Annotated in this window: 20 protein-coding genes; 4 read left to right on the forward strand and 16 right to left on the reverse strand. The window is 53.6% G+C overall.

Translation table 11 applies throughout. The annotated features are described in order from the left end of the window. Positions 1-27: 27 nt before the first annotated feature. The 4 genes from CHH67_RS26735 to CHH67_RS11455 form a co-directional block, all read right to left on the reverse strand. The gene (locus tag CHH67_RS26735; protein ID WP_342351955.1) at positions 28-1,842 is read right to left on the reverse strand and encodes a DUF3658 domain-containing protein; all 1,815 of its coding nucleotides are present in this window, start codon (positions 1,840-1,842) and stop codon (positions 28-30) included. A 75-nt stretch (positions 1,843-1,917) separates the two neighbouring features. After that, a complete protein-coding gene (locus tag CHH67_RS11445; RefSeq protein WP_095265317.1) occupies positions 1,918-2,958 on the reverse strand; it encodes an ROK family transcriptional regulator in 1,041 nt (346 codons plus the stop codon). A gap of 245 nt (positions 2,959-3,203) precedes the next feature. Then, positions 3,204-4,163, reverse strand: a complete 960-nt coding sequence (locus tag CHH67_RS11450; RefSeq protein ID WP_095265318.1) for a phosphotransferase — start codon at positions 4,161-4,163, stop codon at positions 3,204-3,206. A 71-nt stretch (positions 4,164-4,234) separates the two neighbouring features. Then, positions 4,235-4,780: a GNAT family N-acetyltransferase gene (locus tag CHH67_RS11455; RefSeq protein WP_095265319.1), complete on the reverse strand. Its 546-nt coding sequence runs from the start codon at positions 4,778-4,780 to the stop codon at positions 4,235-4,237. 279 nt (positions 4,781-5,059) lie between these two features. On the opposite strand from CHH67_RS11455, the gene glsA reads away from it, so the two are divergent. Then, entirely contained in the window at positions 5,060-6,001 is a 942-nt protein-coding gene (glsA, locus tag CHH67_RS11460; protein ID WP_095265320.1) for a glutaminase A, read from the forward strand. A gap of 126 nt (positions 6,002-6,127) precedes the next feature. Here the strand turns inward: glsA and CHH67_RS11465 are convergent, their stop codons facing one another. Next, the gene (locus tag CHH67_RS11465; RefSeq protein ID WP_244908166.1) at positions 6,128-7,615 is read right to left on the reverse strand and encodes a stalk domain-containing protein; all 1,488 of its coding nucleotides are present in this window, start codon (positions 7,613-7,615) and stop codon (positions 6,128-6,130) included. A 340-nt stretch (positions 7,616-7,955) separates the two neighbouring features. Between CHH67_RS11465 and CHH67_RS11470 the strand changes: the two genes are divergently transcribed. After that, positions 7,956-9,755 (forward strand): hypothetical protein, encoded by a 1,800-nt coding sequence (locus tag CHH67_RS11470; RefSeq protein WP_095265322.1) that lies wholly within the window; start codon positions 7,956-7,958, stop codon positions 9,753-9,755. 233 nt (positions 9,756-9,988) lie between these two features. Continuing rightward, entirely contained in the window at positions 9,989-10,624 is a 636-nt protein-coding gene (locus tag CHH67_RS11475; RefSeq protein ID WP_230875777.1) for a L,D-transpeptidase family protein, read from the forward strand. Positions 10,625-10,640: 16 nt separating this feature from the next. Here CHH67_RS11475 and CHH67_RS11480 read toward each other — a convergent pair whose 3' ends face one another. Together CHH67_RS11480 and CHH67_RS27040 are read right to left on the reverse strand one after the other, a co-directional pair. Beyond that, positions 10,641-10,925: a hypothetical protein gene (locus tag CHH67_RS11480; RefSeq protein ID WP_196426448.1), complete on the reverse strand. Its 285-nt coding sequence runs from the start codon at positions 10,923-10,925 to the stop codon at positions 10,641-10,643. An 18-nt stretch (positions 10,926-10,943) separates the two neighbouring features. Then, on the reverse strand, positions 10,944-11,072 hold the full coding sequence (locus CHH67_RS27040) for a hypothetical protein (RefSeq protein ID WP_255222942.1): 129 nt from the start codon (positions 11,070-11,072) through the stop codon (positions 10,944-10,946). Positions 11,073-11,288: 216 nt separating this feature from the next. Here CHH67_RS27040 and CHH67_RS11485 point away from each other — a divergent pair, with 216 nt between their 5' ends. Then, a complete protein-coding gene (locus CHH67_RS11485; RefSeq protein ID WP_095265324.1) occupies positions 11,289-12,206 on the forward strand; it encodes an aldo/keto reductase in 918 nt (305 codons plus the stop codon). A 95-nt stretch (positions 12,207-12,301) separates the two neighbouring features. Here CHH67_RS11485 and CHH67_RS11490 read toward each other — a convergent pair whose 3' ends face one another. From CHH67_RS11490 to CHH67_RS11530, 9 genes are all read right to left on the reverse strand, one after another. Further along, complete coding sequence (locus CHH67_RS11490) at positions 12,302-13,033, reverse strand: YwiC-like family protein (RefSeq protein WP_095265325.1); 732 nt, start codon at positions 13,031-13,033, stop codon at positions 12,302-12,304. 37 nt (positions 13,034-13,070) lie between these two features. Further along, positions 13,071-14,603, reverse strand: a complete 1,533-nt coding sequence (locus tag CHH67_RS11495; RefSeq protein WP_095265326.1) for a nitrate/nitrite transporter — start codon at positions 14,601-14,603, stop codon at positions 13,071-13,073. A 181-nt stretch (positions 14,604-14,784) separates the two neighbouring features. Next, positions 14,785-15,432, reverse strand: coding sequence for a response regulator transcription factor (locus CHH67_RS11500; RefSeq protein WP_095265327.1), 648 nt, complete (start codon positions 15,430-15,432; stop codon positions 14,785-14,787). Continuing rightward, the gene (locus CHH67_RS11505; RefSeq protein WP_425320441.1) at positions 15,432-16,469 is read right to left on the reverse strand and encodes a PAS domain-containing sensor histidine kinase; all 1,038 of its coding nucleotides are present in this window, start codon (positions 16,467-16,469) and stop codon (positions 15,432-15,434) included. Before CHH67_RS11505 ends, CHH67_RS11500 begins: the two co-directional genes overlap by 1 nt. 32 nt (positions 16,470-16,501) lie before the next feature. After that, the gene (locus CHH67_RS11510) at positions 16,502-16,972 is read right to left on the reverse strand and encodes a GAF domain-containing protein (protein ID WP_095265329.1); all 471 of its coding nucleotides are present in this window, start codon (positions 16,970-16,972) and stop codon (positions 16,502-16,504) included. A 53-nt stretch (positions 16,973-17,025) separates the two neighbouring features. Next, complete coding sequence (gene narI / locus CHH67_RS11515) at positions 17,026-17,718, reverse strand: respiratory nitrate reductase subunit gamma (protein WP_095265330.1); 693 nt, start codon at positions 17,716-17,718, stop codon at positions 17,026-17,028. Then, entirely contained in the window at positions 17,715-18,284 is a 570-nt protein-coding gene (gene narJ / locus CHH67_RS11520; protein ID WP_095265331.1) for a nitrate reductase molybdenum cofactor assembly chaperone, read from the reverse strand. Before narJ ends, narI begins: the two co-directional genes overlap by 4 nt. Continuing rightward, positions 18,277-19,809, reverse strand: a complete 1,533-nt coding sequence (narH, locus tag CHH67_RS11525) for a nitrate reductase subunit beta (RefSeq protein ID WP_095265332.1) — start codon at positions 19,807-19,809, stop codon at positions 18,277-18,279. The genes narJ and narH overlap by 8 nt, the downstream gene beginning before the upstream one ends. Continuing rightward, on the reverse strand, positions 19,799-23,476 hold the full coding sequence (locus CHH67_RS11530) for a nitrate reductase subunit alpha (protein WP_095265333.1): 3,678 nt from the start codon (positions 23,474-23,476) through the stop codon (positions 19,799-19,801). The genes narH and CHH67_RS11530 overlap by 11 nt, the downstream gene beginning before the upstream one ends. Between the last annotated feature and the right edge of the window lie 103 nt (positions 23,477-23,579).

The following is a 23,579-nucleotide window of genomic DNA, read 5'->3' on the forward strand; positions in this document are numbered from 1 at the left end:
CGTTTGCTGCCGGGACACCTGCGATATCTAGCTGGATTTAGGCTTATCCAGATGGTCGGACAGACGCATCACAGCTTCCTGCAAAGACGCCTGCTGCCTGGCATACATCCGCTCCAGGTCCTGCATCTTCTTCAACTGCTCGGTAAATTCATCGATGTTGGCATGGCAGTCATCCGGCAGCAGCCGGTACAGGCTTGAAGGATCCAGCTGCTCCAGCTCCTGGAGCAGCCTCCGCTCGTGATCCCTGCTCTCCGCCAGCTCGATGGCGGCTGTTCGAAGCGTGGCACAATGCCGGATGCGCGGCTCATCATCTGGAATGGCGGCGAGCGCAGCATCGGAGAGCGAGATGCTGTAATGGCGCATCGCGTCCAGATGGCCGGTATACCGGAATTTCCCCTGCCGGATCAATTGCCGTACCCGGTAGGCAATGAACGTATCAGAAATGTATTGATCGGCCTTTCCGATCACCTCCCCGATCACCCGTGCCGATTTAAGGAACCTGCCGTCCCTGGCTCCGATGGCATCCGCACACGCAAGTATGAAAGCATCATAATGGGACTCCTCGACCGTACACAGCTGTCCGTCCAGAACAATGCGAAGGCAGCCATCTTCAAGCAGCAGGCGCTCCCAGTCTGCACGAAGGTCCGACTTCGCCTGCAGCGTCAGCTTCACAGGTCCGTCTTCTAGGAGCGGCTCAAGCTTATCCGGCACGATCTCACCGGTCCGCCTGTAATCGATCTGCGGGTACAGATCGGACAACATACGCCCGGGATTCACAACGAAGACCTCGGCCTCATCCGGAAGCAGTGTCATTAGACGTCGCAACCCCAGCTGTTCGGAAGCGGAGTCGCTGGCCCAGATGACGCATTCGGTATCCTTCCATTGATCGGGCCAGGTTAGCCAGGCTGCTGTCGAATCAATCAGCATCAACCTCGTCCCATCATGTTCCTCCTCCGATACGGCGAAGCGGGACAGCAGCCAATGATGACGCTCCTGGAGTTCCGTTCCCTCACGCCCTCTCGGCAGCGGGCCCACCATGAAATCATCCGGCAGGGCAATCACCATTTCCCCCTGACGGTTCCGATTCCGCAGAGCCAGCCGCAGCGATCCGGCTGCCGATTCATCAAACGTTACATGAACCCGGGCTATCGCGCTCCGATGAAGCGGGGATTCCAGCAGATAGCGCTCATTGCCGAAGCCCCATTCCTTATCAAACCCGTTCAGAAACAGCTCCATCAGCTGATGCCTGCCCGCAGCCAGCATGCGTCCGGTATCCGTATTCATGCGATCTTTAAGCTTTAGGAGCTTCTCACTGAAATGATTGATGGCTGTACTCTTCTCATGCCGATATTGATCCCGGGTCATCCCTTCTCTTACCGGTATAGCCGGATCGTATATCCCCTGTCCTTTCCATCCCGAATATGCAAAGGTTCTCGCGATCCCGATAACGCCCAGCGCATCCAGTCGGTCCGCATCCTGCACAATGGCGCCCTCCAGCGTCTTCATCGCCTGCCCTGAACCCCCGGCAAACGACATCGTCCCGATAATGTCCAGCACATGCTCCCGGTCCGCTGGTGCTGTTCCCGCTTCTTCAAGCCAGCGCTGGACTCGGTGTAATCCTACCTCCTTCGAAGCATTCAGCTTCTCATCCGCCACATCATGCAGCAGCGAGGCCAGCTCGCATAGGTAGGCATCTGCCCCCTCCATCACCGAGAGCAATCGTGAAAGACGGGTGACGCGCATAACATGCCACCAGTCATGACCGCTGCTGTCCTGTTCATGTACAGCCCGGGCAAAACGTGCCGCCTCCCGAATGATTCGTTCCTGGTTTGCGTTTCGCACGTGGCAACCTCCCTTCTTCTCCATCAAGCGAATCATCATTCTGTCATACCTAATCCATCACTGTTCTGAACCGGATCAATTCCCGCCTGCCTCCCTGGACAGCATCAGATCAAGGGACAATCCCTGTAAGCCATACAAGTAATCCTGCTCCCAATCGCTAAGTATGAATGCCGGAAGATGCTCACGCGGAATATAGGCCTGGCTTGCAGCCTCCAATTGCGCCAGCAGCCCTTCATTCGCCTCATGTCTGGACAAAATGACCCCGTGCGGATTCAGCACAGCCGCAAAAACCGCAATCAGGCGTGCAACAGCATCCACCGACAGATCTCCGTCCGGGAAGCGCGGGTGAGGATGGGACGCCCGCATCGCTTCCCCGAAGTTATATTGATCGTATAGAGGCACAAATGACACTTCCCCGGAGAAAAAAGAGCTGCCGCGCATGATGTTCCCGTCCAGCATAATCCCCGAGCCCGGCCCGTTCTGACCGAAATACAGATACACCAGCGACGGCTGGAGCTCGCTTCGCTGATGTCTCGCCATATAGTAGCCGTATACGGCTGCGTTCATATCGTTCTCGATGACGGTAGGCAGCTGGAAGCGCTGCTCGCAGTGTGCTTTCAGATCCAAATCATGAAATTGTTCATATTCCGGAATATAAATTAGCCGTCCATTGTTCACTGCAGCAGGCACGCCGACGGAAACCGCTGATATTTGGGGATGTTTGTTCACCAAAGCTGCAATCAGGGCATCAAAGTCTGTAATATCCGCTGTCAGCACACTCGCAGCATGACCTTGATCCTTCACCTCGCCGGCACAATTAAAGACGATATAACTCGTTTCCGTTCGCTCCAGGAACAGAGCCAGACCAAGCATAACCTCCGGATTGTAACTGTACCGGTTCGCTCTTCTGCCGCCGCTTGAGTCATCCAGTTGCACCGGGAGGAGCTCACCCGCCTTCTCCATCTGCCCGAGAAACTTGCTGACCGTCGGGAAGCTGACCCCGAGCCTGTCGCTGAGCTCCGCCTTTGTAGCGCTTCCAAGCTCGAGCAGCGCGGACCGCAAATTTCTCAGAATCGTTCTTCTAACTGCCTTCGGGTCTGCGATAGATCCGTTCAACACTTGTCCCCCTCCAACATATTAAATCCGTTTAATAAGGTGAGCCGAGTGTATCATATCGTTCTTGCTCCGTGCAAGTAAGCAGGGGCTGTCTCCATGAATACCGGTATCATCCTTGAAGCCCCTTCGAAACTTGCTTGCACCTTCCCTGACACAGCTTAGAGCATACCTGGGTGCCAGCTGACTGGCACCGCTAAGCAAGGCATGTGATCTCCGCTGTGACGGGACGTGATAGACGATGTCCGTTATGGCTGTTGAGCTAACCTGCTTAGGCAGCCGACGAGATTGGCAGCCGTTTCCTCATATTGGACGAGCAGACGCTCCTTGGGCCATATCGCCTCATCCCGCTTCAGATCACCTGAGATCAACAGCAGCATCCACAGTGAGAATATCACGGAGAAACGGCAGTAGTCCCGGATAAATGTCTCCAGCTCCCAGCTGCGGCCATACGGTATTGAAAAGCTGACATACACGCTTAGCAGCGTCTCGCGCTCCGCAGGCGTCACCGATTTCGGAAACATCGGATGTGTCATATCGATCAGATGGTAGAGATCCCAGAATGGCGAGTTCAGATGCGCGTGCTCCCAGTCGATAATGTACAGACGCCCGTTCTCGCCCTTCGCATAATTGCCCAGATGCAAATCGCCGTGAGACAATACCCTGATTGATGACAACGCCTGACCGGACACATAACCATCGATCCAATCATCGAGCGTCCACGCCCATCCGAGCTCTGCAAGCAAAGAAGCGGCCTTCTCCCGCTTCAGCAGAAGATCAGACGCCATGCTGGCAATCGACGGCTTGGGCCCTTGGCTGTTTAACCCGCTCCAATGCTGTTCCGGGAAGGAATGCCACCAAGCCATTTGCTGCACGACCTCGGTCGCCAGCTCCACACTATACTCATGCCGCAGCAGTCCAAGATCCTCGAATATTGTCCAGCCGTCTTCCCCGGCCCCTTCCCCCGATGAGGCCAGCAGCAGCGGGAAAATCGAGGGAAAAGAACTCAATACATGCCGATATATCCACGCCTCCCTGTCGATGCTCTCCCGATTGGTGAGCGGTTTGAAGACGTAGCTCTGCTCTGGCCCTGGATAGAAACGCTCTACCCATCGGCCATTCATTCCTTGATATAACGGCTCCCTCTTCCACAACCCTTGCCCGTTTAGCGTTCCATCCGGAAGGACGTAACTGCTCAGGTCTTCCATAATCCCCTCTCCCAACCTTACAACGTGCTTACACCAACCGTCTTGTTCCGCGACCCTGGATACACCGGTGCTTACGCCTGAACCGGCTTCTCATAAATGTTGAACTCCCCATTCGTCCCAACAAAGCGATACCCGTTCCCACTGTAAAATGCATTCAGCGTTGGATTGTTAGCAATACAGTCCAGCCTTACCCGATCCTTACCCTCAAAACGGATGCCGGCGTCGCACCAGCGGAGGATCGCTTCGCCAAGTCCGGAATTCGCATACTGGCGATTGATGGCCAGCCTGTGCAAGTACAGGGCCCGATCTTCGGGATGCGCCTTGTCGCCCCACAGGGAGTAATCCCACTGGCTTGGCTGTTTCATCAGAATGACCATGCCGGCAACCTGTTCCCCGTCCATCGCCACAAATACCTCGCCGCGCTCGATTGCGCTGGGGGTATCATGGGAGTCCTTGCCTTCAAGCAGTCCGCTCCATTGATCGGAGCCTTTGCTTTTCAGCCAGCGGGCCGTTTCCAGCAGCAGGCCCATGACCGCCTCCGTATGCTCCGGCTGTGCCTGCCGCATCGTCAATGAATGATGAATGTTCGTCTCTTGTATCGTAAATGATATCTTCATTCGATTGTGTTCACTTCCATCTCGTCAAGAATATGTCCATCCAATTTGAAATTCGTCGATTTTAAATATATACCGATTATCATGGAATTGATTTCCGTGGTCAAGCTCTGCCAGGAGAGACAACCTGTTTATTTACTGTTGACTGTATATTGGACTGATCTTATGTTCTATTATAAGAAGATATATACTATGCGCTACCCCCGCCGGGGCCAATACAATAAGGAAAGTGGGCCCTTAGTAACTTCTAATGAGGATTCATGAAAGGAGCACAGATCTACAATGTTGGCTGTTGATATGGAAACGATACGCAAGCAGTTGCCTGTCTGGGTGGAGGTCAGCAGGCCTCATGCAGCACATGGAAAGGTAGCCTCGTATATCCCTGAACTGTCCAAAGCACCTGCAGACGCGCTTGGAGTCACCATTCTAACGAAGGACGGGGAGTCTGCGAGCGCGGGCGACTGCGGCATGCGCTTTACGCTCCAGAGCATTTCCAAAGTGTTCACGCTCATTCTGGCTCTCATGGATCACGGGGAAGATGAGGTGTTCAGCAAAGTCGGCATGGAGCCGACCGGCGACAACTTCAACTCCATGCTGAAGCTCGAGCTGGTGCGTCCAGGCATTCCCTTCAATCCGCTGATTAACGCCGGGGCCATTACCGTCTCCTCTTTCATTCGAGGCAGAGACCCCAAGGAGAAATCCGAACGAATCCTTCAGTTTTTCAAGGATCTGACCGGCAACCCTGGCCTCGATTACGATCTTCAGGTGTATCGCTCCGAATCCGAGACCGGAAATCTGAACCGCTCCATTGCCTACTTCCTGAAGGAGAACGGCGTTCTGAATGGGGATGTTGAAGAGGTGCTGGACGTCTATTTCCGCCACTGCGCCATCCTTGCAGATTGCTCCGATCTTGCCCGAATGGGCCTCGTGCTTGCGCACAACGGGGTTGACCCGATGACGGGCCAAACGCTCATTCCCCGCAGATATGTGCAAATCGCCAAAACCTTTATGACGACCTGCGGCATGTACAATGCATCCGGAGAATTCGCCATCCAGGTCGGCCTCCCTGCTAAAAGCGGGGTGTCCGGCGGCATCCTGTCACTTGTTCCCGGATACTGCGGCATCGGCGTTGTCGGACCTGCGCTGAACGACAAAGGCAACAGCCAAGCTGGTGTACATCTTATGGAGCATATGTCACGTGAGCTGGACTGGAGCATGTTCTAGGATGGTTCAGGTTATATCACAATAAAAGGTCCGGGAAACAGCGCTCCTACATGAGCCTGTTCCCGGACCTTTGTACACATCCTACCAACCCCGCGCTATTATAATGACATTCTGCTCAATAGAGGATTACCTGATGCTTTCCCCAAGCTGCACTTCTCCGGTTTCCTGGTTCCAATAGAGAGGGATACCGAGCTTCTCGCAGATCAGTTCCAGCGGATACATCGTGGAATTGGCCAGATACGGAAGTTCAAGCTTCTCTTTGGTCGCTTTCCCGTTCACTAGCAGTACCGGCGGATTGCTTTTCTTAACCGCAATGGTCTTTCCCTTATAAGAAAAAGAGATCACCGGATACCTCTGATTGTTGGCCTTCGGATCCGGATTTGACTGCCCAATTTTCGTGGTGACGCCCAGCGACTGAAATACACTGGTAAACGGTACGTACAGCTCTCCGTCAATGACGGCAGATGATGCATAGAACCGGACGTTCTCCCCGTTCACCTTCCAGGTCATGGCTGGGAGCACCTGGGCTGCGCTGTTGCCTTTGAGCTGCTGTGATCCGGCGACAGTTCCCATTCCCGAATAGTAACCGTCGCCCCATGCGAGCAGCTTTCCATCCTCGCTGACCGCGTAGCCGGTTTGGCTTGCCGAGCCCTCGATGGCCTTGATACCGGTGAGTCCTTTGACCTGAAACGGCTTCGCTGTAGGTACCGTGTTGTAGTTCCACTGCCAGACGGTCCCGTCGCTTTTCAGCATATACAGACGTTGGTAGCCTGTCTTGATCTCTTTAATCTGTTTCATGCCGATCACATCTTTCACAGCTGCAGGCGGCTTGTTGCTATCAGCGTTCCAGTGAAGAACGGTACCATTGCTATGGAGGAGGAACACATCTGAATATGACACTGCTATTCTTTCAATTGAAGAAGCTAGAGGTTTTACTTCCCTCAGCTCATTCTCTGTACGATATCTGTCATAAAAGCTGTTGTACATATTCAGTGTCCCTACGTTCCCGTCCTCATCCAGCACAACCGCTTCATATCTGGCCATCACGGCCTCCCGAACATCTGAGAAGCCCTTAAGGCGAGTGAGCCGGATATCGAAGGCTTGGTGATCCCGGAACGACGGATACCACAGCGTCGCTGTGCCGTCCTTATGAATGACAATGGAGCCGAATGCCTCGGAATAAGCAAGCCGCTTAACATTGTGCAGCTGCGTTAATTGAATCGGATCTCCCCGTTTTTGAAACGGCAGGTGTGCGTCACCGTTCATATAAGGTGTATAGAAATCTCCCCATGCCCACACCTCACCGTCCTTGTTTAGAGCAAATGAAGTGCTGCCTCCGGCCTGAACCTGAATAATGTCCGACAATCCTTCCACGGTCTTGGGAACGAATTGATGAATGGCCGTCCCATCCCCAACCTGTCCGAATTTGTTGTAACCCCAAGCGGTGACAGAGCCGTCACTCCAAGCGGCAACGCCATGACCATTTCCGCCAGCAGCACTTACAGGCTGTACGGTTGGAGCGGCTTGCGCATGGGTCTTCCAGCCGATAGAACCTACCGTCACCGCAAGCAGAACCGCCAGAACACCTTTCGCCCAATGTTTTGCAGTTTTCAAATATAACAATCCTCCATTCCGCCATTAACTTGTACTCTCGTTCTACCAAACGATGAAAAAGGGAAAATGTTTCATTCCTTCGTCATTTTTCCTAATCGATGATCATTCTTTATGCCCGTGCGATTGGCACTAAAATCCTCGCAATGCCTTAATATTCCATATCATGGAAAGTAATAATGAAGCAAAAATAGTTCCATGTGAGCAGGCCGTGCCAGCCGCGGCTGAAGCGCTTCAGACACCTAAGAACTTGGCCTCATCTCTTTTTCTATGTTCGATGCTATAATAAGCCCGGTTAAATCCATAAAGAGAAAGGTTCTCGCAAAAGAATGGAGGGAAATGGATGAATGTGAAAAAACGTCAAATGCTCATAGTCCTGCTGACTGCTCTTCTTTTGGCCGGATTTCAGGCTCCTGCACATGGAGAAGCGACCGGAGTTCGGGCAACCTGGGTGTGGCAGACAGAATTCATTGCAGATCGCGGAGAGCAGCTTATTGCATTTGCAAAAGATGAAGGAATCAACCTCATTTATTTACAAATTCAGCGCCAGCTTCCAAAACCAATGTACGAACACTTTATCCAGCAGGCTCACGAGAACGGAATTGCCGTCCATGCCCTGGGAGGAGATCCTAGATGGGCGCTTGCGGAGTATCGTAACGATATGCTGGACTTTGCCGATTGGGTTACCAGCTACAATAGGGAGGCAGCTGCCCGATTTGACGGTATCCACCTCGATATCGAACCCTATGTGCTTGATCAATGGGAAGATCAGCATCCGTCGATCATCGAATCCTGGCAGCGCAATTTGACCGCATTTCTGAACACCATATCCGATGCCGGACTGGAAACGGGAATAGACATCCCATTCTGGTTTGACTCTTTCACCCTGGCGGATGGGACCGGACTAAACGAATCGCTGATGAACGATTTTGACTACGTTACGGTGATGGCTTACCGGAATCAGCTCGATTCAGCGAACGGAATCATATCTCTGGTTCAATCTGAGCTGGAGCTTGCCAGTCGGCTAGGACATCGGGTGATCGTTGCCGTCAATACCAAAGAGATGCCGAAGGAGCCTCATACCTCCTTCTATGGACTCGGGAAAACGTATATGAATCAGACGCTGCTCGAACTGCAGCATGAGCTCAGCTCTTTCCCTTCCTTCGCTGGGCTGGCGATCCATGACTACCGCAGCTGGGAGAGTATGCCCCATTCAGAGGATAGTGGACCGAATCAGCCGCCTGATAATGAAGCGCCTGCTCCTATTCCAGATCCTGTTCCAGAACCGGCCCCTGATCCGGGAACCGGGGAACCTGTTCCAGCCCCTGACCCCATCGAGCATGCTGGGCCGATAAGAGGGACTTATATATGGGAAGCAGAACAGGCGGTACATGAGAGCCAGGAAATTCTTGAATTCGCCCGTGAGAAGAATCTGAATTTAATGTACGTCCGGCTGGACCTTGAACAGCCGTTCAGCGCTTATTCTTCGTTTGTCCGAGATGCGGCCGAGGCCGGAATTGAAGTTCACGCCTTGGGCGGTCATCCGCTATGGGCGCTTGAAGAGAACCGGGACAGAATGATGCGGCTTGTCCATTACGTCAAGGACTATAACCGGAATGTGGACAGCCTTTCCCGCTTCCACGGCATTCATCTGGATATCGAGCCTTATGTGCTTCCTGGCTGGAGCAGCCATACGCCGGATATCATTTCCCAGTGGACATCCAATATCGATGCTTTTGTCCGCGAAATGAGGCGTGACTCGGAGTTGAAGTCCAGCATGGACATGGCCGCATGGCTGGACAAACACGCGGTACCCGGCGAGAACCTGTCCCTGGCCAAATGGATGATCAGCCGGATGGATCATGTATCCGTCATGGCCTTCCGCGATACGGCCGAAGGCTCGAACGGGATCGTCAGCATCGCCCGGGAAGAAATTGCATATGCAGATGAGCTGGGAAAGTCCATTCTCCTTTCGGTCGAAATGAAGGAAAGTCATGAAGGCAATCATATTACGTTCTATGAAGAAGGCGCTGCCTATATGGAAGAGGAGCTTGCCAAGCTGCCCGGACTTTTGCAGCACTCGTCCTCTTATTCAGGCATCGTCGTTCATGCCTATGATTACTGGAAGAATGCGAGACCCTGAGCTAATGCTTTAACAGCTTGCAAATCGTTTAGGCAACAATCCTCCCCCTAGGGAGGGTTGTTGCCTTATTTTATCGCCCTGCTCGTATAGGCCCTCCTCTGCAAGGGAATATTACCCATGACTTATGAGCATTAACGTATGTGTTCATAAACATCATTATCGACAGAGGGAAGCGTATTCGAATGAAACATATCCATATATGGACGATTGTTCTCTTTATCTCTTTAGGCAATATGTATATCGGGACCGATACCGTCTATGCGGATCCCTCCCTGCCGATCATAGCGGAAGATCCAGAATACACCATTGATATCTATCCCTCTCACCACAAGCTTGTCGTGTCAAAGCAGGGCAAGATAATAAAAACCTACCGGGTTGCCGTAGGAAACCCATCCACGCCAACGCCAGTAGGAGAATACCTCATCACTTATAAAGGCAAAAATTGGGGACCCTCTTACGGGCCTCGCTGGCTCGGGCTGAATGTTCCATGGGGACATTACGGCATTCACGGCACGAACAAGCCCTATTCCATCGGCCAGCATAGAAGTCATGGATGCATCCGCATGTATAATCATGAGGTCATAGAACTGTTCGATCTCGTCCCCATTGGCACTAAAGTTACTATATTCGGCCATGTGCTCGGAGATTGGATGCAGAGTCCAAGAAACCTTGCTGCAGGCGATATCGGAGGAGATGTACAGCTCGTCCAGAACCGCTTGAAAAGTGCCGGTTATTATGACGGTATGTGTGACGGCAAATTTGACGCTAATACCACAGCAGCACTAAGACGGTATCAACGGGACCTCGGCCTCCCCGAAAACGGTGTTGTCAGCTCCAAAGTCTATCAGGAATTAGGGCTGATCGAATAATTGCCTTATCGCTGCATCATCTTCGTATTAAAGCATTAATAAGATCGCCCACGCTCACATTGCCTATCTCCTCAGCCAGCCGATCCGCCTCTGTCCTTCTCCGAAGAGAGCCTGCAAGTACAATGGCCACCTTCTGGTCCCGGTCGACCAGGACGGATTCAACCTCCAGCGCATTGGTCAGAATACCCACGATCACGGCGATTTCCTGTGGAGACAGATTGGGGAGCGAGGTTTTTTTTTTGCTTTTTGCTCTGCTTCTACCGTTATTTCCGTTGTTGCCGTTCTTGCCATTTATTCTCACGGGCTCCCCACCTCCCCACTACACGATAACGATAGGACTGCCTGCTCCTCCAAGGATGCTTGATCCGCCCAATCCCCCGATCAGGGATGCCAGGATTACAATGACAACGATAAGCGTAACGAGGCGTTGATTGTCTTCTTCATTCATGATCGATCCCCTCCAATTGCATGGATGGTTCTTCTTATTATATGAACGCGGGTTTTTTGGTGTTCCACAGGCTTGTGACATCACCGGATTCGACTTCATGCCTGCTCGTTTGACTGGTGTTGTTTTTATCGCTCCGAACGCTTGACATTCCGTTCCCTCCTGTCACAATAGAGAGGAAGTGCTGCACTACATACTTTAATTAGGAGGATCCCACACATGAGAACGATTACACTCGGAAGCAGCTCACTTGAAGTTCCCGCGGTCGCCGTAGGGTGCATGCGGATCAATTCATTGGATAAAACAGAAGCGGAACGCTTCGTACGCACAGCGATGGAGGAAGGCGCCAACTTCTTCGATCATGCTGATATTTATGGAGGCGGTGCCTGCGAAGAAATCTTCGCAGATGCTGTTCAGATGAATCCGACCGTTCGCGAGCAGATGATTCTGCAATCCAAATGCGGTATTCGGCAAGGGATGTTCGATTTCTCCAAAGAGCATATTCTCGCTTCGGTTGACGGCATTCTGAGCAGACTGAAGACCGATTACCTGGATGTGCTGCTGCTTCATCGCCCTGATGCGCTCGTTGAGCCCGAGGAAGTAGCTGAAGCATTCGATCAGCTGGAGCGTTCCGGAAAGGTTCGGCATTTCGGTGTCTCCAACCAGAACCCGATGCAAATCCAGCTGCTCCAGAAGTCGGTCAAACAGCCGATTGTAGCCAACCAGCTGCAGCTTAGCATCACCAACGCCACCATGATCTCCAGCGGCATTAACGTCAATATGGAGAATGCGTCGGCTGTCAACCGCGACGGCAGCGTGCTTGACTTCTGCAGGCTGCATGACATCACTATCCAGCCTTGGTCTCCGTTCCAGTACGGATTCTTCGAGGGTGTCTTCCTGGGCAGTGACAAATTCCCGGAGCTGAATCAGAAGATCGACGAGCTGGCCGAGAAATACAGCGTCACCAATACCACGATCGCCATTGCATGGCTGCTCCGCCATCCGGCCAACATGCAGCCGATTATCGGGACGATGAATACCGAGCGTCTGAAAGACTGCATTAAGGCTACTCATATCACCTTGACGCGTCAAGAATGGTACGAAGTATATCGCGCAGCGGGTAACATTCTACCGTAACAAGCTTGTACGGGCATGTTAACAGGTTCCTATCATAAACAAACCTCCAAGAGCGCCAATCTGGAACAGATTGGCCTTGCTCTTGGAGGTTTTTTTCACATATGGAGAAAGATCATGGCCAGCACGAGAAACTGCACCGCTCCGGCAATTTCGAGTATGCCAACCTTCATCGGCTTGATGACCTTCCCGGAAAGCACCAGCGCGCGCGCCAACGGAAACAGGAAAGCCAGCGTCAGCCAGGGATAGCCGAGCAGGAACGGAACGAGCAGAATCACAGCATGATAAGCTTTGGAGTAGTATGTATACCGCCTGTTCTTCCGCTCGCGGAACACCGATTTCACGAACAATGCCGTCCCCGTAAAGTACAGAAAGTTTAACAACACCACAGCTGCGAGTCCGGCATCAAACCCGCCTCCCCCCAGCATGTAGGCAGCAGCCCCGCCTGTGCAAAACAGCAGTATTGCACAGATATCATTAAAGAGCGCACGCTCCTTCTTCCGGAGCACATGCCATATGTTAACCATGATGAACAGCAGCAAGACCGGAGCATACCCGAACAGCCACGGCTCCTGCAGCACAACCGGGATGAGCATAATGACCGCCGCAGCGCCATAGCCAATCCCCCATCTGATCCAGCTTCTTTGCCTGCTCCCCTTCTTCAGAGCCTGCAGCAGTGGGTACGACGCCAGATAGAGCAGCAGCCAGGCCAGAAAGAGCGGCACGTGAAGCAGGATCGGCTGTGCCGCCATCGTGCCGATCATATAAGGCACGGCAAGCATAGCCCAGCCTCCATGCTCGCGGGGGATTACAATTCTCGACTCCTTCATACCTTCGCCACCTTTCCACTACGATTTGAACGCTGGATCAAGGTTTAGCCACGCGGTCTTCCATGGCTGAAGCGCCTGGCGTGCGGTCTGTAATATCGCTGAAGGTGCCTACATAGTGCACGATTTCCCCCGTCTCATCCTTCACCACATTGATCGTCAACAGCTCCAAATACTGTTCCCCGTTCTTTCTCCGGTTCCAAATTTCACCCTGCCAGCTGCCCTTCTCCATTATCTCCGCCCACATCGACTGGTAGAACTGCGGCGATTGCCTTCCGGATTTAAGCAGACTTGGGTTTCTGCCAAGCACTTCCTCTTCCGCATAGCCTGTTAGTCTTGTGAAGGCAGGATTTACAGCATAGATACGCCCTTTCGCATCCGTGACCAGAATGCCCTGGCCGGTAGAGTTGAACACCTGGGAGGTCACTGCGAGCTTATCCTGATAATACATCCACACAACCAGTACAAAGCTGGCTAGTGCAACCTGGGACAGCGCCATGAAGCCGATTGAGTATTGGCCGGTTGCCGAATGAATGAAGGAAAGCATCAGCGGCGGGAAGAATCCCCCCAGGCCGCCCATCATCGACACGATACCATTGACAATGCCCGCCTGTTTATTGAAATAAAGCGGCACCAGCTTGAAAATAATGCCGTTGCCAAGCCCAGCGCATACCGCGATGGTTAAGCATCCAACCGTGTACAGCGCGATGGACGGCGAGAACGCCAGGAGAACCGCCGCCAAGGTCATGCCGATAAATACCCCCATCAGCAGAAACAGCGGCTTGAATTTATCCGCAAGCCAGCCGCCCACCGGACGGAGGAAGGTGGCGATCAGGATGAAACCGGCTGTTCTCAGCCCTGCATCCACCTTCGACAGCTCGAAATGACTGACCAGAAAGTTCGGCAAATATACGGTAAAGGCCACGAATGAACCGAACGTAATAAAGTAAAACAGCGAGAAATACCAGAGCTTATCATTTCTATATACACCCTTGATCTGCTCCATCACCGGGGTTTTCACCCTCGGCTCCTTCCGGTCGCCCAGTACGGCGTTTAATGCCGCAAAGACGAGCAGCAATATCAAGTACATTTGGATTGTAGCCGACCATCCGATCTGGGTAGCGATGACCGGTGCAGCAAATGTCGTGATGGCCGTTCCCAGGTTGCCCATCCCGTAAATGCCGTTAACCAGTCCCAGCTTTTCCTTCGGATAGTATTTGGGCAGAGAGGTAACCCCTACCGAGAATACCGCGCCGCCAATCCCCAGGAACAGGCCGCCGATTACCAGGTGCGTTACACTTGAAGCCGTGCTGATGAAATACACCGGAAACAGCAGCAGAATAAAACTGACAATAAACACAATCCGTGCCCCTACCACATTGGCGTAATAGCCAAGCGGAATCCGCAAGACGGACCCGAGCACAACCGGGATGGCGGTCAAGATGGCGATCCGGTCAGCCGGGATGGCGATATCCTCCCGAATAAAGGGCAGCAGCGCCGAGATGATCACCCATACCATAAACCCAAGCACCAGATTCATCGTTTGCAGCGGCAGCTGCAGCTTCTTGATCATTCTAATCACCTTTTCTGTGCATAATGAATGGCTCTTACGATTGATCCCCGTTTTCATTGTAAGTGCACTTATTCACAAAAATAATAGGGAAGTTCCCTGAACCTGAGCAAGGAACTTCCCTATTATGATGAATGGATAACTTCAAGGCGCCGAAACCTCTCCCCCTGCCTGGCGGAGGAAATCAAAAATCAAGCAGCTTTTTTTTCAGCGCATATTCAACCAGCTCCGGCCGGCTCTTCAAATTGAGCTTCTCCATAATTTTGGCCTTATGCGCTTCCACTGTCTTGACGGAAACATACAGCTTCTCGGCGATCTCCTTGTTGCCGTAACCTTTGGCGATCAGCGGCAATATTTCGACCTCTCGCCTGGACAGGCTGTTGAACGGATCCTGCTCGGCGCTCTCGCTGTCCTTTTTGATGAATTCCCGCACCAGGGAGGTCGCCATCTGCGGATGGATATAGGTGCCGCCTGCATGAACCATGCGAATGGCCGAGACAAGCTCGTCGTCCGGTGCATTTTTCAGTACATAGCCCGCTGCGCCGTTCTTCAGAACATGGAACAAATAATCTTCGTCATCATACATCGTTAAAATGATAATTTTCGTGTCAGGAAACTCGCTGCTGATTTTGCCGGTGGCGATCAGTCCGCTTTCCCCGGGCGGCATGCTTAAATCCATCAGCAGCACATCCGGCCGGTGCTGAGCCACCATCGCATAAGCCTCCAGACCGTCCGCTGCCGTCGCTACCACTTCCATGTCTTCCTGATAGTTCAATATCATCGTAAATCCGCTCCGAACAACAGCATGATCGTCCGCAATCACAATCCTCATCATCCCACCTCCTGCTGCTCTGCCCGGGACAGCGGAATGCTGAGCTGAACCGTCGTTCCTTCCCCGAGTGCCGAACGAAGCATAAACTGGCCGCCCACCAGCTCGGCGCGTTCGCGCATCCCATACAAACCGAGGCCGGTTCCCTTCGCCTCGTCAATGACCATATCAAAGCCTACGCCTTCATTGCGGACCGTCAGCAGCAGATGGCCGTTCTCTTCGCACAGCCGTACGTACACTTCATCCACACCCGAGTACTTCAGGGCGTTCAGCAGCGCCTCCTGGCACACCCGATAAACGACCGTCTCCAGCTCGCTGCCGTACCGGGCCGCCGCAAGCTCGGCCGAGAACTTCACCAGCAGACCGTAATTTTTCTCCAGCCACTTGAAATGAGAACGGAAGGCTGCTTCGAGGCCCAGATCATCCAGGGAGGAAGGGCGCAGCTCTACCGACAAGTGCCGGATATCATCCAGAAGCCGTGTCAAAGACTGCTCGGTATGCTGCAGCTTCTTCAGCACATCCTCCCCGACATCCATATATTTAATGACGCGCAGATCGACCAGCGAACTGAGCAGCTCCTGAGCCACGCTGTCATGCAGCTCGCGGGATATTCGCTTGCGCTCGTCCTCCTGCGCTTTAATGACATATTTAAGCATATGATTGCGCTGCAGCATCTCCTGCGTTTTCTGCTGCTTGGTCAGATCCAGAAGCATCAACACCCGCCCCCCCCGAGCCTCATCAATCGTATGGTAGCTGGCGGCAAACGGAACGACACCCCCGTCCCTAGTCTTGAGAAACACCTGAAAAGAAGAAAATTCCCCCTGCGGATAATCCAGATAGCACCGGGCACAGGAGATCAGTTCCTGTTCATCGGTATAGCCTTCACAGGTTTGACAGAAGGAGGGATCTGCCCCTGTGCGGATCTGCTCAATGACTCGCGGGTCGATAATCTGCTCCGCCGCAGGATTCATATCGATCACCTTGCCCTCCTGGTCGATGAAGATCATCGCTTCCATGCTGTTCCGGTACAGCTTGTTCATCAACTCGCCTAGCCGTTCTCCGCTCAAAGCGTTCAAGGCTGCGACACCTCCCTGATTTGAAAAGCGCCCAATGAGGCTCCGAGGCTGTTCTGGAATCGGGCAAAGGACGCCTCATCCAGTTCGTTCTCCTTCCGGAAGCCGACCAGAAGCACGCCAATGACGCGGGATCCCTCCCATAAAGGCAAGGCGCCAAGACTCCGCAACTGTTCTGATACAATGATCGGATAATTGAATAAATCCTTGGCTTCGATATCGGCACTGACATTTTGAATCAGCATCGCTTTCCCGGTTTTAAATACGATCCCGGCGACGCCTTTGCCGGAATGGAGCACGATCCGCTTGTACCGGTCGTTCCTGTTCCCCGAAACGTACTGCCATGTAAGCACAAACCGGTCTTCAGCCGGCTGCACGAGCGCCAATGACACAAAGTCGAATTGAAACCTGCTCCGAATGCCGTCAATCTCCTGCTGATAATGAAATGAATGGAGATTCGTCATGGTCATACCCCTAACTCCTCTGATGTAGAAAAGAAGGCCGCGATCAGCCTTCCCTTTAGCTACATGTCATATTTACGGTGCTTTCTATACAGAATATATCGTCTGCCGATATAATTCAACGGCACACTCCACACATGAACAAGCCGGGTGAACGGCCACAGTGCAAAAATGAACAGGCCTGCGGTGATGTGAATTTTAAAAGACAGCGGCACATCGGTCATCAAGCCCGGGTCCGGCCGGAGAATAAAGAGCTGGCGGAACCATACCGACACCGACTCCCGGTAGTTGAAATCCGGCTGCAGCGCATTGGTGACGAGCGTGCTGTACATGCCTGCCGCCACAATGAACAGCAGCAGCACGTTAACGATCATGTCCGAGGCGGAACTGAGCTGTCGCACATTCTTCATCGTGAATCTGCGGAAGGTGAGCAGCACCATCCCGGCCAGTGTCAAAAACCCGAAAGCCCCACCGATATAGACGGCTCCGATGTGATAGAGATGCTCGTTCACCCCGATCGCTTCCATCCAGGACTGGGGAATGCCAAGCCCCGCTACATGGCCGGCAATTACCGGAATGATGCCCATATGAAACATGAGGCTGCCTGCCTTCAGTCTTCTTTTCTCGACGAATTCGCTCGACTTTGCCGTCCAATGGAATTGATCTGTCCGGTAACGGTAAATGTGACCAACAACGAAAACCGAAACACAAATATAGGGGAAAATCACCCACAATAACTGATCTATCATCCTCATGTGCCCTGCGCCTCCTGAATGACACACGCCTTAAATGTATCGCGCAGTCCGTTGATAAGATGGAAGTACGGGCTGGCCGCCTCCTTCAGAGCCTGCTGCAAGCGGTAGGTGCCGTCCTCCATAACCGCCAGCATCAACCCCAGGATGTTCGCGGCTTCCTGCTCGTGCCCCCGCCAGTCGGCGGCTGACAGAAACTCGCACATCAGCGGCAAATAGTCCGACAGCTCCGTACCTTCGATCTCAAGGCCGAACAGCTCATAGGCCTCTTTAAGGCGGACCAGCAGGGAGCCTCGCTCCCGGCTGTCCTCATATTGGTAGTACGTCATATATAATGTCGTTTTCTTTTGGAAATCAAAGGTCTGCACATACATCTCTTCAATCTGCTCCATGCTGTATGTCTGCATAGCCTCCCAGTACTGCTGCAGTGCAGGGTAAGCAGGATGTCCGGCAATCAGCGCTTCGGCCCAGACCGATGGATGGTAGTCGATCTTTTCCGGATAGGACAGCTGCCGGGCATAAAAGGCGAACAACGCTTGTTGTTCATGCAGCTTCTCGAGATCAATCACGCCATATCCCCCCGTAGAAGTTTTCTTCGTACTGTGTCTTGCCGCCTTTTCCGAAACCTTCAGGTCCGCAGCCCGAGCAGCCGAGACCGAAGCCTTCGTCCCCCTGCGAACGATATACGTCCATATACGCTTCCTTATGGGAGGTAGGGATGACAAAGCGGTCTTCGTACTTGGCGATTGCCAGCAGCCGATACATCTCTTGGACTTGATGCGAGGTAAGCCCTACCCGTGCCAGCCGGCGTTCATCGAAGTCTGCACCGGAGGAGACCGCACGCATCATGGAGCGCATCATGGCCATTCTTTGCAGCGCCTCCTTGACCGTGTTCGTATCCCCGGCGGTCAGCATGTTTGCCAAATATTGAATCGGCGTCCGCATCTCTTCAATCGCCGGGAAGATCAGGTCCGGATTCGAGATCGAATCCTTGCCTTCAAACACATTCATGATCGGACTGAGCGGCGGAACATACCATACCATCGGCAGGGTCCGGTACTCCGGATGCAGCGGAAACGCCAGCTTGTATTCAATCGCCAGTTTATAGACCGGCGACTTCTGCGCGGCTTCAATCCATTCCTCCGGGATGCCGTCGGCCCGTGCCTGCTCGATGACAGCAGGGTCGCTCGGGTCCAGAAACAGATCGCACTGGGCCTGGTACAGATCCTGCTCATCCGGCATGGACGCTGCTTCCTGAACGCGGTCCGCGTCATACAGCAGCACGCCGAGATAGCGGATGCGCCCGGTACAGGTTTCAGAGCAGACCGTCGGCAGTCCCGCTTCGATTCTCGGAAAACAAAAGGTGCATTTCTCCGCTTTGTTCGTTTTCCAGTTGAAATATACCTTTTTGTATGGACAGCCGGTCATGCAGTAGCGCCAGCCCCGGCAAGCCTCCTGATCGACCAGCACGATCCCGTCCTCATCCCGCTTGTACATCGCTCCGGATGGACAGGAAGCCACACAGCTCGGATTCAGGCAGTGCTCACACAGCCGCGGCAAATACATCATGAACGTCTGCTCGAAGTTGAACTTGATCTCTTCCTCGATCTTCTCAATATTCGGATCGCGCGGGCCTGTCACATGGCCTCCCGCCAGATCGTCCTCCCAGTTCGGTCCCCACTCCAGATCCATCGTATCTCCGGTTACCGCGGATTTCGGGCGGGCAACCGGCTGGTTATTCTTCTCTCCGGCATTCGTCAGATGCTCGTAATTGTAAGTCCACGGTTCATAATAATCCTTCATCTCCGGCATGTCAGGGTTGTGAAAAATGCTGCCAAGCGCGATTTTGGACAGCCTGCTGCCGGATTTCAGCTCCAGCTTGCCGTTCTTAAGCGTCCAGCCACCCTTGTACTTCTCCTGATCCTCCCAGCGAACCGGATAGCCGATCCCCGGCTTGGTCTCCACATTGTTGAACCAGATATACTCTGCTCCGGGCCGGTTTGTCCAGGTGCTCTTGCAGGTTACACTGCAGGTATGGCATCCGATGCATTTGTCCAGATTCATCACCATGGCCACTTGCGCTTTAATCTTCAAGCCAATCCACCTCTTTCATTTTGCGGACAGCCACGTATACATCCCGCTGGTTTCCGATCGGTCCGTAATAGTTGAATCCATAGCTGAGCTGGGCATAGCCCCCAACGACCTGCGTCGGCTTCACATGGATTCGGGTCGGGGCGTTGTGGCTCCCGCCGCGGTTTTTCGTTATCTCAGAGCCCGGGACGTAGATGTGTTTGTCTTGGGCATGGTACATGTACATTGTCCCTTTCGGCATCCGGTGACTGACCACAGCTCTCGCGGTGACCACGCCGTTGCGGTTGAATACCTCCAGCCAGTCGTTGTCCTCAATATGATGGGCCGCTGCGTCTTCATTGTTCAGCCATACCGTAGGGCCGCCCCGGAACAGCGTCAGCATGTGCAGATTGTCCTGATACGTGCTGTGGATGTTCCATTTCCCGTGCGGGGTCAAATAGCGCAGCACCAGCGCCTCACTGCTGCCGCTAATCTGCCGGTCCCGAGGGCCGAACACCATCGGCGGAAGTGTCGGTTTATACACTGGAAGCGCCTCGCCAAACTGCAGGAAAATCTCATGATCGATATAAAAATGCTGTCTGCCGGTCAGCGTACGGAAAGGGACGAGACGTTCGATATTCGTTGTGAATGGAGAATATCTTCTGCCCATCTTGTTGGATCCGCTGAATACCGGTGTCGGGATGACCTCACGCGGCTGCGCCGTAATGCTCTGGAATGTGATGCGTTCCGCCGCCCGGTCTGCCGAAATATCCTTCAGCTGCACGCCGGTATCCTGTTCGCACGCCTCCCAGGCACGCTGGGACACCCTGCCATTCGTAGCTGACGATATCGACAGTATGACCTCAGCCGCATCCCGTGCCGTATACAGCTTCGGAAGCCCCTGCTTGATCGACCCGTCCTCGTAGATGCCGTTCACCCGCTTCAGTTCCTCGTATTCCTCCGCAACGGAAAAGCTGACGCCGTGCGCGCCCACCTTGCCTTTGGAAAGAAGCGGCCCCAGCGAAATGAACTTGTCATACACTTTCGTATAATCGCGTTCCACAATCGTCAGATTCGGCATCGTCTTGCCCGGAATTGCCTCAATTTCACCCTTGCGCCAATCTTTCACCATCCCGTAAGGCTGAGCGATCTCACTTACGGAATCATGCGCGAGCGGGGTGGCCACAAGGTCTTTGTGTACGCCGGGCAAATGCTCCTTCGCCATCTCCGAGAATGTCGCGGCAAGCGTTCTATAGATGTCCCAGTCCGACCTCGATTCCCAGAGCGGATCGACAGCCGGATTGAACGGATGCACAAACGGGTGCATATCGGTCGAGGACAGATCCGTCTTCTCATACCAGGTCGCAGCCGGAAGAACAACGTCGGCATACATCGGAGTCGCCGTCATGCGAAAATCAAGGGCAACCAGCAGATCCAGCTTGCCTACCGCTTCTTCCCGCCAGACCATCTCCTTCGGCTTCTGCTCCTCGTTCGGAGCGGAGAGCAGGTTATCCGATGTTCCCAGCAGATGTTTCATGAAATATTCCTGCCCCTTGGCCGAGCTGGATATCAGGTTGGAGCGCCACACAAACATCGTGCGCGGGAAATTCTCCGGCGCATCGGGGTCCTCGGCCGCAAACGTTGTTTTACCGGACACAATCTGCTCATAAGCATGCTTCACAATGTCCTCGTTGCTTGTTTTTCCCTGCCGGTTCGCCTCCTCCGCAAACGCCAGAGAACTCTTATTGAACTGCGGATAGGACGGAAGCCAGCCGAGCCTTGCGGCCAGCACATTATAGTCTGCGGGATGGCTGTAACGTATATCGCCGCCTGTTGGCGATTTCAAGGACTCGGTATCCATCTCCTCATACTTCCATTGATCGGTAGCGAAGTAGAAGAACGAAGTTGCGTTTTGCTGCCGCGGCGGCCCCTGCCAATCCTTAGCGAAGGCTACGGTCGACCAGCCCTCAATCGGGCGGCATTTCTCTTGACCGACATAGTGGGCCCAGCCGCCTCCATTGACCCCTTGGGAAGCGGTAAGAATGACCAGGTTCAGGATAGAGCGATAGATCGTGTCGCTGTTGAACCAGTGATTGATCCCTGCGCCCATGATGATCATGGAACGCCCGCCTGTATCCAGTGAATTTTGCGCAAACTCCCGGGCAATCTGGACCACGATGGAGGCTTTCACACCCGTAATGCTCTCCTGCCAGGCAGGGGTGTACTTCGACGTCGCATCTTCATAACCGCCGGCCTCCAGCTCGCTTCCCGTTCGCCGGATACCGTACTGGCTCAGCATCAGGTCGTACACGGTGGCTGCAAGACACTGCGTTCCGTCAGCCAGCTGAATGGTTTTGGCAGGAATCATCCGTTTGAACGTACCGCCGCCATCGTGATCAAAGTATGGAAAATGAATCGTTTGATAGCTTCCGCCATGAGGCTCAACCGAAAGCGAAGGCGAGATGACCGAGCCGTCCTCGCGCTCCAGAATCAGGTTCCACGGCTTCCCTTCCTCCCAGCGCTGACCCATCGTTCCGTTCGGCACCAGGATTTCCTCCGTCGTTTCATCGATGAGAACCGGCTTCCACTCAGCATGCGGCGGCGACGTTTCCCACAGATCGCTTGCCCGCAGGAAGCGGCCTGCTTTATAACCGTCCTCGAACTCCTCAAGCAGTATTAGAAACGGCATATCCGTATACTGTTTGGCATAATTCAGGAACATCGGCTCCTGACGCTTATGGTAATATTCATCCAAAATGACATGGGTCATGGCTTGGGCAATGGCTGCATCGGTTCCAGGGTTTGGCGCCAGCCAGTTGTCGGCAAACTTCACATTCTCGGCGTAATCCGGGGCAACGGAGACAACCTTGGTTCCCTTATAGCGAACCTCGGTCATGAAATGTGCATCCGGCGTGCGCGTCAGCGGCACATTGGAACCCCACATCATGAGATAGCCGGCGTTATACCAGTCGCTCGATTCCGGAACATCGGTCTGCTCTCCCCAAATTTGTGGAGAAGCCGGCGGCAGATCGGCATACCAGTCGTAAAAGCTCAGCATCTCGCCTCCGAGCAAAGAAATGAAACGGGCACCGGAGGCGTAGCTGATCATCGACATTGCCGGAATTGGCGTGAAGCCTGCGATACGGTCCGGTCCGTATTTGCGTATCGTATATATCAATTGGGCGGAGATCAGCTGGGTCGCATCCTGCCAGGACACCCGGACATGACCGCCCTTGCCTCGCGCCGCTTTGTACTGTCTTGATTTCGCGGGATCCTCCACAATGCTGGCCCAGGCAGCGACAGGATTACTATGCTGCTTCAGCGCCTCATTCCACAGACGCCACAATCGGCCGCGCATATACGGATATTTCACGCGCAGCGGGCTGTACTCATACCAGGAGAACGACGCGCCGCGCGGGCAGCCGCGAGGCTCGAATTCCGGCATGTCCGGCCCGCAGGAAGGGTAGTCGATCTGCTGGTTTTCCCAAGTAATAATGCCGTTCTTCACGAACACCTTCCAGCTGCAGGAACCGGTGCAGTTAACCCCATGCGTCGTTCGCACCACCTTGTCATGCGACCAGCGGCTGCGGTACATGTTCTCCCATTCCCGGCTCTTCTCCTCAAGAATGGACCAATTGTCCGAATAGCTTTCCACCCTTTTGAAGAACCTCAGTCCCTTGTTTCGTTTCATAGGACGCTCCACTCCTTCTGCTTGAATGACGATGATTGGCGGGGAATCAATGCGTCGTCCATTCGTATAATCTTATTATGAAGAAGCGGCCCCCTCCCCTCCT

This window comes from Paenibacillus campinasensis (assembly GCF_002272015.1).
In the GTDB taxonomy this organism is placed as follows: domain Bacteria; phylum Bacillota; class Bacilli; order Paenibacillales; family Paenibacillaceae; genus Paenibacillus_AQ; species Paenibacillus_AQ campinasensis.